Below are 10,738 nucleotides of genomic sequence, written 5' to 3'. Positions count from 1 at the left end.
GCCCTGAACAGTGACTGTCCTGGGCGACGCGCCCAGCTCCGGACCCGGGAAAGGCGGCGCCTGCGCGGCGGGCGACCTCGGATCGAGCAGGGGTGCGGCCCCTGCCGTCACGTCGACCCGCCCAGGGGCACGCCCGGAAAAACCTCCGCACGCCTGGCATCGAGCACGCTGCGGCTGGCATCAGAGGGTGCGGGGGCCTTCCGGGCGTGCACGCTGAGCGCGCCGACGTCACGGCAGGGGCCTCGGGAGGGGTGTGGGCGCTTCGCGCCCACCCGGGGCTCGCGCCTTCGGCGCTCACCCCGCCGCCCCGCCGCGCGGCGCCGGCGCGCCACATCGGCGGGACGAGAGCGACTTTCGTTCGGCGAGGCGGGACGAGAGTGGCATTCGTCCCGCCAGGCGGGTTGAGAGCCACTCTCGTCCCAGCGCCGGCTACTGGTCGGCGGCATCCAGCCGGTCGAGCTGCGCGATCGTGCGCTGCAGCAGGATGGCCAGGTCGACCCGCCCCTCCCGCAACGACGCCACCACCTCCCGGTCGAGGTCCAGCTCCTCAGCCCGGCGGACGAACTTGTCGTGCGCGGCGAGGGTGGCGGTCTGCAGCTCGATCATGCGGCCGAGTGCGGCGCGGTACTCGTCGGGCCGGTCGCGCACGAGCTTGGCGTCGAGGGTGGCGTCGAGCGAGGCCTCGGACAGCGCCAGGTAGGCGTCCCGCTCGACCTGCAGCGCGTCCGACTGGCTGTCCATCTCGCCGAGGCTAGCGGTGCGCGGCCCGCGTGGGGACGGCCCGGTGTCCAGGGCGTGGACGCGACGGGAACCCGTCACCGTCCGGTTCGGGGCGTGGCCGAGCGCACGGTTCTTGTCGGGGGTCGTGGCTACCGTCGCCCCATGACAGTGAGTGCAGAGGTCATCACTAGGCGGAGCGCGAGTGCGGGCGGGGCTCCGGTGTGCGCTGGGCGGCGTCGTCGCTGTCGTGGCGGGCCAGGAACGCGCCGACGAGCCGGGCCACCTCGTCGGCCCGCTCGATCTGCGGCATGTGCCCCACCCCGCCGTAGACGTGGGTCTGCGCGTGCGGCAGCAGGGCCCGCGCCGCCCGCAGGTGGTGCGGGGGCAGCACACGGTCGCGATCGCCCCAGAGGATCAGGGTCGGGCGCGGGTGCGCGGCCACCTCGTCCAGCAGGGTCGTGCGCCAGCCCGCCCGCACCCCCCGGAGGGTGCCCAGCTCCCGCCCGGCCTCCAGGAACGTGGCCGTGGTCCCGGGCCGGTTCGCCACCGCCAGGGAGTGGTCCACGCGCTCCTCGGTGGCGAACGCGGGGTCGCCGAAGAGCGCCTGCTCGGCGCGCCGCGTCGAGCCGCGGCTGGGGCGCAGCAGCACCTTGCCCAGGCCGGGCACCGCCAGCAGCCGCAGCCCGATCGTCACCTCCCGGCCGAATCCCGCGCTGTTGACCAGCACCAGGCTGCGGACGCTCGCCGGTCGGCAGGCCAGCATCCGCAGCGCCACGGCCCCGCCCAGCGAGTTGCCCAGCAGGTGCACCGGTCCGGTCTCGCCGAGCGCGTCGAGGGTGGCCAGCACGCCGTCGGCGAGGCTCGGCAGGGTCGTGGGGCCGGGCAGCCGGTCGGAGAACCCGAAGCCGGGCAGGTCCATGCTGATCATCCGGCGGCCGACGCCGATGCGGTCGTGCTGCGGTTCCCAGTCCTGCAGGGTGCGCCCGATGCCGTGCAGCGCCACCGCGCTCGGCAGCAGCCCGGGTTCGCCGCTCTCGCGGACGTGGATGCGCGCCTCGCCGACGGAGACGAACCGGGTCCCGACCATCAGGAGCGCTCCGGGGCGCTCGGGGCGGCGCGTCCGCGCTCGGGCGTGGCGCGCCCCCGGTTGGTCACCGCGGCCAGCAGCGCGATGTGCCCGGCGGGCAGCAGTCGGGCCAGCGCGTCCAGCACCCGGGCCTCGGGGGTGATCAGCACGCGGGCCTTGCGCCGCTCGACGCCGCGCAGGATCTCCTCGGCGGCCTTCTCCGGCGGGTAGTCGAGCAGCTTCGCGAAGCTCTCCCGGCCCTGTTCGAGCTCGGTGCTGGGGGCTCCCGCGGCCATCCGCGCGCTCTCCGCGATCCGGGTGCGGATCCCGCCGGGGTGCACCGTCGTCACCCCGGTGCCGTGCACGCCGAGCTCGGCCCGCAGCGCCTGGCTGAGCCCGCGCAGCGCGAACTTGCTGGCCGCGTACGCGGTCTGGCCGCCGGGGGCGATCAGCCCGAACAGGCTCGACAGGTTCACCAGGTGGCTGCCCGGTTCGGCCAGCAGCGACGGGAGGAGGTGGTGGGTCAGCAGCAGCGGGGCCCGGAAGTTGACGTCCATGACCCACTCGAACTCGTCGACGGTCATCTGCTCGAAGAGGCCGCCGAGCGCGACGCCGGCGTTGTTGATGAGCAGCCCGATCCGGGGGTGCTCGGCGGCGATGCGCTCGGCCGCGGCGACGGTGGCGTCCCGGTCGGCCAGGTCGACGATGACGGCCTGCACGGCGACGCCGGGGTGCGCGGCGCGGATCCGCTCGACCACCTGGTCGAGGCGGGTGCCGTCGCGGTCGAGCAGCACGAGGTCGCTGCCGCGCACGGCCAGGCCGTGGGCGAGCTGCTCGCCGATGCCGCTGGCTGCCCCGGTGAGCACGGCCGTGCGTCCGGCGAACCGGTAGGGCTGCCGGCTCATGCCGTCACCTCCGCGGGCTGGGCGCGGCGGGCGGTCGCCCGCGGCGCGAAGGTCATGTCCCGGCGCAGGTCGGCACGGGGGAGGCTGAGCAGTTCGGCCGGGTAGTTGCTGCGCACCGTCCACGGTCCGCGCTCGCCCTGCTTGGGGAAGCGGCCCGCGCCGCGCAGCGCGTAGCCCGAGGTCAGGTCGAGCAGCGGGCGTTGCCGGCCGACGTCCTTCGGGGTGGGGGTGGCCACCGCCCAGCCGCGCCGGTCCATGTGGCCGAGCAGCCGGCACACGTAGCGGGCCGCCAGGTCCGAGCGCAGGGTCCAGGAGGCGTTCACGTAGCCGATGCTGAAGGCGAGGTTGGGCACGTCGCCCAGCATCAGGCCGCGGTACGCGACCGTGGCGCCGGGGTCGACGTGGCGGCCGTCGACCGTCAGCTCCACGCCGCCGAAGGCCAGCATGTCCAGCCCGGTCGCGGAGACGATGATGTCGGCCTCGAGGACCTTGCCGGAGGCCAGCCGGATGCCGGACTCGACGAACCGGTCGATCCGCTCGGTCACCACCGTCGCCTTGGCGTCGGCGATCGCGCGGTAGAAGTCGCCGTCGGGGGCCAGGCACAACCGCTGGTCCCAGGGGTCGTAGGCCGGGGTGAAGTGCTCGTCGACCGCGGTCGGGTCGAGGAAGCGCAGCGCCAGGTCGCGCAGCGCCTTCCTCACCTGCGTCGGTCGGCGGCGGGCCAGCTGGTAGAAGGCCTGGCTGAACAGGACGTTCTTGGCCCGGACGAGCCGGTGGGCGAGATCGGCCGGCAGCCGGCGGCGGGCCAGGTCGGCGAGCTTGTCGACGCCGGGCAGCGCGGCCACGTAGGACGGCGAGCGCTGCAGCATCGTGACGTGCGCGGCGGTCTCGGCCATGGCCGGCACCAGGGTCACCGCGGTCGCCCCGCTGCCGATCACGACGACCCGCTTGCCGCTGTGGTCGAGGTCGACGGGCCAGAACTGCGGGTGCACGAAGCGCCCGGCGAAGTCGTCGCGACCGGGGAACTCGGGCTGGTGACCGTGGTCGTAGCTGTAGTAGCCGGTGCACAGGAACAGGAAGGAGCAGGTGCAGGTGCGGGAGCTGGTGGTGCCGTCGGCCTCGGCGACCTCGGTCCGCACGGTCCAGCGGGCGTCCGCCGACGACCACGACGCGCCCACGACCCGGGTGCGGAAGCGGATCAGCCGCTCGATCCCGGTCTCGGCGGCCGTGTCGCGGATGTAGTCGCGGATGCTCTCCCCGGTGGCGATGGAGTGCTCGCCGCGCCAGGGCCGGAACGGGTAGCTGAGCGTGAACATGTCCGAGTCGGAGCGCACGCCGGGGTAGCGGAACAGGTCCCAGGTGCCGCCGATGGCGTCGCGCGCCTCGAGGATCGCGATGGTGCGGCCGGGGTGCTCGCGGCGCAGCCGCCAGGCCGCGCCGACGCCGGACAGGCCCGCGCCCACGATCAGCACGTCGAGGTGCTCGACGCCGTTGTCCCCGGGCCTCGCGGCCGCGGTCGTCGCAGAGGTCGTCACAGCAGGCTCCTTCGGCTCCGGACCGTCCTCGCTCCCAGTCTTCCCTGTGATCGCGGCGCCGAACTTGCCTCGCGGCGACACTTCTTTACCCTGGGGCGACATGGACCCGATGGTGCGGGCCGCCGGCCTCCGGGGCATCGAGCCGCTGGTCGACCGCCTCGGCGGCGACGGCGCCGGGCTGCTGACCCGCTTCGGCATCCCGGCGGGCGCGGTCGACAGCGACGAGGCCGTCGTGCGGGCCGCCGCGGCGGCGCGCGTGCTGGAGGTCGCGGCCACCGAGCTGGCCTGCCCCGACCTGGGTCTGCGGTTGGCCGAGCAGCAGGACGCCGGGGTGCTCGGGCCGCTGGCGATCGCGATCGAGAACTCGCCGACCGTCGGGGAGGCCCTGGACTGCGTCACCCGGTACCTGTTCGTGCACAGCCCCGCGCTGAGCGTCAGCCCCGTGCCCGACCCGGACGGCCGTCCCGGCGTCATCGGCCTGCGCTATGAGAGCACCGGCCCCACCCGGCTGACCCCGCAGGTCGCCGACCTGGGCCTGGGCCTGTTCCACCGGATCATCCGGCTGCTGCACGGCGACCACCACGGCGGCGCGTACGGCCTGCGCTCGGTGCACCTGCCGCACCCGCCGCTGGCGCCGGTCGCCCGCTACACGGGGTTCTTCGGCGCCGACGTCCGCTTCGACCAGCCCGACGCGGTGCTGCGGGTGCCCAGCGGCATCACCGCCACCCCCGTGCCGGGGGGCGACCGCCTGCTGCGCGACATCGCGCTGGACTACCTGGCCAGCCACTTCGGCGCCCCGGACCACGCGGTCGCCAGCCGGGTGCGGGTGCTGCTCGGGCAGGCGGTGGGCTCGTCGCCGGTGCGCATCGAGGCCATCGCCTCGCTGCTGCAGCTGCACCCGCGCACGCTGCAGCGCAGGCTGGCCGCCGAGTCGACGACGTTCGAGGCCGTCCTCGACGGGGTCCGCCGCGACCTCGCCCACCACCTGATCACCACGACCGGTCTGCCGTTCGGCCAGGTCACGGCGATGGTCGGGTTGACGGAGCAGTCCGCGCTGAGCCGGGCGTCGCGGCGCTGGTTCGGCCGCTCGCCGCGGGAACTGCGCCGCGCGCCCGCGGGTGTTGACCTCGACCCGGGTTGAGGGCGCAGTGTCGGGGCATGGACACGATCGAGATCGACGAGGACACCCGCGCCGCCGACCTGGACGCCATCGCCCGGGTGGTCGCCGCCGTGGAGCACGTCCAGCGCAACGAGCTCGTCGACGAGTTCGTCGCGCTGTTCCGCCCGGACGCGATCTGGACGACGGGAGGCGGTCGCGTGCTGCTGGGCCGCGACCAGATCGCCGCGTTCACCGCGCAGGTCCTCCCCGGCGGGATGACGGACCTGGTCTGCACGCTGGAGGTGGTGCACGTGCTGTTCATCCGGCCCGACGTCGCCGCGGTCAAGGTGCGGCAGCTGTACACGAGCCCGAACGGCCGCCGCGCCGCCGAGGAGGGCGAGGGGACCCCGATGTTCGTGATGGCCAGGGAGGACGGCCGCTGGTGGCTGACGGCCTGCCAGAACACCGGGGTGGTCGACGCCTGACGTCGTCGGTCAGCGGCCGAGGGACCGCTCCACGGCGGTGCGGCTGCGCGGACCGACGACCCCGTCGACGGTGAGCCCGCGAGCCGCCGGGCAGTCCCGGGTCGCGGTCTCGGTGAGCGGGCCGAAGTCCTCGTCGACCGTGACGTCGCGGGACAGGGCCAGTCGCAGCCGCCACCGCCAGGTCGCCACGGCGCAGCAGCTGGTTGCCGGTGCGGGCGGGGCGTGCGCGCGTCGACGACGATCCGCGACGGCGAGGCGAGGCCCTGCACCGGGAACGGCGTCCGCGCGGCCAGGCCGATCCCGAAGGACGCCACGGCCTCGAAGTCGCCGGTGGCGGCCAGCCGCGCAGCGCGGCGAGGTCAGGGTGCCCGCCCACCCGCACGGCCGTCAGCGCCGGCACCACGGCCACCGGGCCGGACGGAGTTGTCCACAGACCGCGCGGAGTTGTCCACAGATGTGGATCGTCGAGCGGCGGTGGGAACGCGGCGGTGGGGAAGCTGGACGGGCGCCCGGCCCGGTTCACGGCGTCCCGACCGCGGCCAGCACCGTCGCCGCGAGCGCCGCACGGTGGTCCTTCGTCCAGGGTGGTCCGAGCGCGTCCCGGGGGCCGTGCAGGACCGCCGCGGCGCGGTCGCCGAGGAGCGCGGCCGCCCGCCGCTCGACGTCGCCGGCCGCGTAGAGGTGGACGGCCCAGCCGCGGGCGCGGGCCTGGTCGTCGAGGACCTGCCGGTACATGACCGAGTCGGCGCGGGCGTCGTACGGCGCGCGCCGCAGGGTCGCGATGTCGTCGGGGAAGTCCGGCGGCCACGCCCGCAGCGACAGGGAGACGATCGGTTCGCGCACCGCCGCCACGAGCTCGTCGAGCGCTGCCGCCGCCGCCCGGGCCGCCGAAGCCCGCGCCCGGGCCACGAGCTCGGCCGCCGCGGCGTCGGCGAGGCCCTCCACCTCGTGCTCGACGGGCGCCACCGGCACGCCGGGCTCGATCAGCTCGATCCGCCGGCGGTCCACGACCCGGTGCCCGGTCGTCGCCGTCACCGCCACGGCCCAGCCGAGGTGGTGTGCGATCCCCACGCGCATCGGCCCACCTTCCCACCGACGGGCGGCTGTTGACCTCGACCCGACTGCAGGTCCGAGACTCCCCGCAGCGAGCGGACGGAGGAGCGGGATGCGGGTGGTGCGGGTGACGCGCTTCGGGGGACCGGAGGTGCTGGTGGTGGGGGAGGCGCCGGACCCGGTGGCCGGATCGGGCCAGGTCGTCGTCGAGGTGGCGGTGGCCGGCATGACGTTCGTCGAGACCCGGATCCGGGCGGGCACCGACCCGTGGCACGCACCGCCCGAGCTGCCCTACGTCCCGGGCGGCGTCGTCGCCGGCAGGGTCGGGGAGATCGGGCCGGACGTGGATCCGGGCTGGTCCGGCCGGCGGGTGCTCGCCGAGACCGGCGACGAGGGCGGCTTCGCCGAGCGCGCGCTGGCGGCCGTCGCCGACCTCATCCCGGTGCCGGACGGGCTGGACCTCGCCGGCGCCGTCGCCCTGCACACCGACGGCAGCACGGCGGCGGGCCTGGTGGAAGGGGCCCGGATCCGGGCGGGCGAGTGGGTGCTCGTGGAGGCCGCCGCGGGTGGGGTCGGCACGCTGCTGGTGCAGCTGGCGGTCGCGGTCGGAGCCCGGGTCGTCGGCGCGGCGCGGGGCGCGCGGAAGCTCGACCTGGTCCGGGAGCTGGGCGCGGCCGCCGCCGTCGACTACTCGGAGCCGGACTGGACGCGGCAGCTGCTGCGCGCCACCGGCGGCGCCGGCCCCGACGTCGTCTTCGACGGCGTCGGCGGGGAGATCGGCCGGGCCGCGTTCGCGACGGCGGCGCGCGGCGGCCGGTTCTCCGTGCACGGCGGCTCCGGCGGTCCGGCGACGGAGATCGACCCGGCGGAGGCCGGGCGGCGTGGCGTGGAGGTGATCGGGATCGAGCAGCTCTCCGGCTTCGGCCCGCACATGCGACGGTGGGCCGGGCAGGTGATGTCGGCGGCGGTCGCGGGGCGGTTGCGGCCGGTCATCGGCCAGACCTATCCGCTGGAGCGCGCCGCCGACGCGCATGCCGCGGTGCAGGAGCGCCGCAGCACGGGTAAGACCCTGTTGCTGGTCCGACCGCGAGCGAGACGGAGATGATCGATGAGGACCCTGGCCGACTACCGCTGGTTGAGCTTCGACGTGGTCGGCACGTTGATCGACTTCGAGGCGGGGATCGTGGCCTGCGTCCGCGGCATCGCCGCCACCTCCGGCGTCGACCTCGACGAGCGGCGCATCCTGGAGGGCTTCGCGGCCGCGGAGGACCGCCAGCAGCACCTGACCCCGCAGCTGCCGTTCACGCAGATGCTCGACCCGATCTACCGCCGGATGGCCGCCCCGCTCGGCCTGCCCGTCGGCGACCAGCAGGCCGCGGCGCTGCGCGAGTCGATCCCGAGCTGGCCGGCGTTCCCGGACGCCGTCGAGGCGCTGGCCGACCTCGCCGAGCGCTACCGGCTGGTCGCGCTGACCAACGCCGACAACTGGGCGCTGGACCGGATGGCGACCACGCTGGGCAAGCCCTTCCACGACGCCGTCACCGCGGAGGACGTCGGCGTCAACAAGCCCGACCCGCAGGTGTTCGCCTACTGCGCTGGCAGGCAGAGCGCCCACGGCTACGGCCGCGGCGACTGGCTCCACGTGGCGCAGAGCCAGTACCACGACATCGCCACCGCGAAGCGGCTCGGCATCCCGACCTGCTGGATCGAGCGCCGCCGAGGCCGGCAGGGCACCGGCGCCACCCCGTCACCGGGCACGATCACCGAACCCGACCACCACTACGGGTCCCTGGCGGAGTTCGCGGCGGCCACGAGATCGTGACCGACCCGCTGGGCCGGCTCCGCTCGGTGGCCGCTCCGACCACCGGCGCAGCAGCCCCCGTGACGTGCCGGCAGCGGGGCGCCCGGGGCTCAGATCCGCTTCGTGTGGCTGCGCGGGCCCTTGCCGCCGTGGTCGTGCAGGGCGCTCTGCGGGCCGACGTGGGCGGGCGGCCGACCGCTCTTCCGCGCGCGGCGCTCGGCACGGTTGGCGGGCGGAGCCTCGGCGTCGGCCTCGGTCTCGGCCGGGATGTCGGCCGCGGTGTCGTCCTGGGCCTCGGCGGGGTCCACCGCGGCGGGCTCGGGGGACGGGGTGGGACCGGTCACGGGAACTCCTCGATCGGACGGTGACGACCGCCGGACTGGCGGATCGGGAGATCGTCGGGACGGATCAGCCTAAACCGCCCACAGTTCCGGCTACCCCGGACCCGAACGCCGTCGGCGCCGTCGAGCGGCGGCACGAGGCCCCGCTCGGCCGGCCTCATGGCTTCGGACGGGAGGTCGCCGCTCACGTCGAGGTGCCCACCAGCCGTCCGCGACTGTGGCCACGTCTGCACTCGACGCGTGACGCACAAGACCGCCGGATCCACCGTGACTGGTCGCGCATCGGGCGGCGCGGTGAAGGCGGCCGACCGGACGCGGTCGACCAGGCCGCTCCCTGGTCGACTCCGCGCTCGGTGGATGTACCGGACCGGTGCCCACGGGCCGTCGCTGGGGAGGACCGAGGTCGGACGAGGGGTCAGCGGTAGTTGGTGAACTGCAGCGCGATCCCGAAGTCCTTGCCCTTGAGCAGCGCGATCACCGCCTGCAGGTCGTCCTTCTTCTTGCCCGACACCCGCAGCTGGTCGCCCTGGATCTGGGCCTGCACGCCCTTGAGCTTCTCGTCCCGGATGGCCTTGCTGATCTCCTTGGCCTTGTCCGACTCGATGCCCTGCAGGATCTTGCCCTGGACCTTGTAGGTCCGGCCCGACACGGCGGGCTCGCCCGCCTCGAACGCCTTGAGCGAGATGCCCCGCTTGATCAGCTTCTCCTTGAACACGTCGACCGCGGCCTTCACCCGCTCCTCGGTCTCCGACTCGATCGTCAGCGCCTCCTCGCCCGACCAGGCGATCGACGTCCCGGTCCCCCGGAAGTCGAAGCGCTGCGACAGCTCCTTCGCGGCCTGGTTGAGGGCGTTGTCGACCTCCTGCCGGTCCACCTTGCTCACCACGTCGAAGGACGGGTCGGCCATCGTTGCCTCCTCGCCGGTGGGCCCCCGCGGAACCCGCTGTCCGGCTGTCGTATCCTCATGCACGCGCCACGGCGCACCCCGGCAGGTTGCCCGAGTGGCCAAAGGGAGCGGACTGTAAATCCGTCGGCTTAGCCTACGAAGGTTCGAATCCTTCACCTGCCACACCCCAGGGTAGACGGCCCCTGACCAGCGGAGACGCCGGTCGGGGGCCGTTCTCGTCTGACCGGCGTCCGCGGCGATCTCAGCCAGCCGGTGAATCCCGCCCCACGTCGTCTCCATCCCGTCCTGCGCAGGCCCTTCCAGCCGGCGCAACCCGCCGGATCTCATGGCTGAGGGGAGCCTCCGCGCTGGGTGTGCCGCCGGGCACCACGACGACGTTGCGCGGGCGCATCGAGAAGGTCCTGGCGGCGGTCCGTGAACAACTCCGGGTCGCCGAGGGGCGCAACCCCGAGCCGAGCGCGGGGCTGGTCGACTCCCAGACCGTGGAAGGCGCCGACACCGTCGGCCGGGACAGCCGCTGCTACGACGCCGGGAAGAAGATCAACGGCCGGAAGCGGTTCATCGTCCCCAACACCCTGGGCCTGCTGCTCACCATCGTGGTCTGCGCCGCGATGCAGGACCGCGATGGGGGCCAGCCACCCGCTTCCTGCGCACCACGATCCACATCGTTCGCAAGCCCTGGCAAGGCTTCGCGGTCATGGGACTGCTGCACTCGTAGGTGACATCTGAGCTGTGGTGCCGACTGGCACTGCTGGAAGGATGTTCACCGTGCCCAAGCCTTACCCCCAGGAGTTCCGCGACGATGTCGTGCGAGTCGCGCGCGAGC

13 protein-coding genes, 1 tRNA gene and 1 pseudogene are annotated in these 10,738 nt (G+C 74.5%); 6 read left to right on the top strand and 9 right to left on the bottom strand.

Features of this window, described 5'->3' with window-relative positions:
- Nucleotides 1-429: 429 nt before the first annotated feature.
- The 4 genes from KDL28_RS39735 to KDL28_RS39720 all read right to left on the bottom strand — a co-directional run bounded on the left by KDL28_RS39735 (nucleotide 430) and on the right by KDL28_RS39720 (nucleotide 4,226).
- Nucleotides 430-741 carry a hypothetical protein gene (locus KDL28_RS39735; RefSeq protein ID WP_252446654.1) on the bottom strand — a complete coding sequence of 104 codons (312 nt, stop codon included), beginning with the start codon at nucleotides 739-741 and terminating at the stop codon, nucleotides 430-432.
- Between the two features lie 166 nt (nucleotides 742-907).
- Nucleotides 908-1,807, bottom strand: a complete 900-nt coding sequence (locus KDL28_RS39730; RefSeq protein ID WP_252446653.1) for an alpha/beta fold hydrolase — start codon at nucleotides 1,805-1,807, stop codon at nucleotides 908-910.
- Nucleotides 1,807-2,691 carry an SDR family NAD(P)-dependent oxidoreductase gene (locus KDL28_RS39725; protein ID WP_252446652.1) on the bottom strand — a complete coding sequence of 295 codons (885 nt, stop codon included), beginning with the start codon at nucleotides 2,689-2,691 and terminating at the stop codon, nucleotides 1,807-1,809. The genes KDL28_RS39730 and KDL28_RS39725 overlap by 1 nt, the downstream gene beginning before the upstream one ends.
- Entirely contained in the window at nucleotides 2,688-4,226 is a 1,539-nt protein-coding gene (locus KDL28_RS39720) for a flavin-containing monooxygenase (RefSeq protein ID WP_252446651.1), read from the bottom strand. The genes KDL28_RS39725 and KDL28_RS39720 overlap by 4 nt, the downstream gene beginning before the upstream one ends.
- A 100-nt stretch (nucleotides 4,227-4,326) precedes the next feature.
- Here KDL28_RS39720 and KDL28_RS39715 point away from each other — a divergent pair, with 100 nt between their 5' ends.
- Both KDL28_RS39715 and KDL28_RS39710 read left to right on the top strand, forming a co-directional pair.
- Nucleotides 4,327-5,367, top strand: coding sequence for an AraC family transcriptional regulator (locus tag KDL28_RS39715; RefSeq protein ID WP_252446650.1), 1,041 nt, complete (start codon nucleotides 4,327-4,329; stop codon nucleotides 5,365-5,367).
- Nucleotides 5,368-5,384: 17 nt separating this feature from the next.
- The gene (locus KDL28_RS39710; RefSeq protein WP_252446649.1) at nucleotides 5,385-5,810 is read left to right on the top strand and encodes an SgcJ/EcaC family oxidoreductase; all 426 of its coding nucleotides are present in this window, start codon (nucleotides 5,385-5,387) and stop codon (nucleotides 5,808-5,810) included.
- A gap of 9 nt (nucleotides 5,811-5,819) precedes the next feature.
- On the opposite strand, the gene KDL28_RS39705 is transcribed toward KDL28_RS39710, so the two are convergent.
- From KDL28_RS39705 to KDL28_RS39700, 3 genes and pseudogenes are all read right to left on the bottom strand, one after another.
- On the bottom strand, nucleotides 5,820-5,999 hold the full coding sequence (locus KDL28_RS39705) for a peptidoglycan-binding domain-containing protein (RefSeq protein ID WP_252446648.1): 180 nt from the start codon (nucleotides 5,997-5,999) through the stop codon (nucleotides 5,820-5,822).
- Between the two features lie 50 nt (nucleotides 6,000-6,049).
- A pseudogene (locus KDL28_RS42445) lies at nucleotides 6,050-6,151 on the bottom strand (AMIN-like domain-containing (lipo)protein); the annotation flags it as partial.
- 178 nt (nucleotides 6,152-6,329) lie between these two features.
- Nucleotides 6,330-6,887, bottom strand: coding sequence for a hypothetical protein (locus tag KDL28_RS39700; protein ID WP_252446647.1), 558 nt, complete (start codon nucleotides 6,885-6,887; stop codon nucleotides 6,330-6,332).
- A gap of 88 nt (nucleotides 6,888-6,975) precedes the next feature.
- Between KDL28_RS39700 and KDL28_RS39695 the strand changes: the two genes are divergently transcribed.
- Together KDL28_RS39695 and KDL28_RS39690 are read left to right on the top strand one after the other, a co-directional pair.
- Nucleotides 6,976-7,968: a zinc-binding dehydrogenase gene (locus KDL28_RS39695; RefSeq protein WP_252446646.1), complete on the top strand. Its 993-nt coding sequence runs from the start codon at nucleotides 6,976-6,978 to the stop codon at nucleotides 7,966-7,968.
- Nucleotides 7,969-7,971: 3 nt separating this feature from the next.
- Nucleotides 7,972-8,685 (top strand): HAD-IA family hydrolase, encoded by a 714-nt coding sequence (locus KDL28_RS39690; protein ID WP_252446645.1) that lies wholly within the window; start codon nucleotides 7,972-7,974, stop codon nucleotides 8,683-8,685.
- 89 nt (nucleotides 8,686-8,774) lie between these two features.
- Here KDL28_RS39690 and KDL28_RS39685 read toward each other — a convergent pair whose 3' ends face one another.
- Nucleotides 8,775-9,008: a hypothetical protein gene (locus tag KDL28_RS39685; RefSeq protein WP_252446644.1), complete on the bottom strand. Its 234-nt coding sequence runs from the start codon at nucleotides 9,006-9,008 to the stop codon at nucleotides 8,775-8,777.
- Between the two features lie 412 nt (nucleotides 9,009-9,420).
- On the bottom strand, nucleotides 9,421-9,912 hold the full coding sequence (locus tag KDL28_RS39680) for a YajQ family cyclic di-GMP-binding protein (protein ID WP_252446643.1): 492 nt from the start codon (nucleotides 9,910-9,912) through the stop codon (nucleotides 9,421-9,423).
- Nucleotides 9,913-9,992: 80 nt separating this feature from the next.
- Between KDL28_RS39680 and KDL28_RS39675 the strand changes: the two genes are divergently transcribed.
- Nucleotides 9,993-10,074: transfer RNA gene (locus KDL28_RS39675), tRNA-Tyr, on the top strand.
- Between the two features lie 191 nt (nucleotides 10,075-10,265).
- Entirely contained in the window at nucleotides 10,266-10,634 is a 369-nt protein-coding gene (locus tag KDL28_RS39670) for a transposase (RefSeq protein WP_252446642.1), read from the top strand.
- Nucleotides 10,635-10,738 lie beyond the last annotated feature (104 nt).

The organism is Pseudonocardia humida (assembly GCF_023898865.1).
GTDB lineage: Bacteria > Actinomycetota > Actinomycetes > Mycobacteriales > Pseudonocardiaceae > Pseudonocardia > Pseudonocardia humida.
Note: the sequence above shows the minus strand (reverse complement) of the source record. Positions and strands in the feature narration are given on the sequence as shown.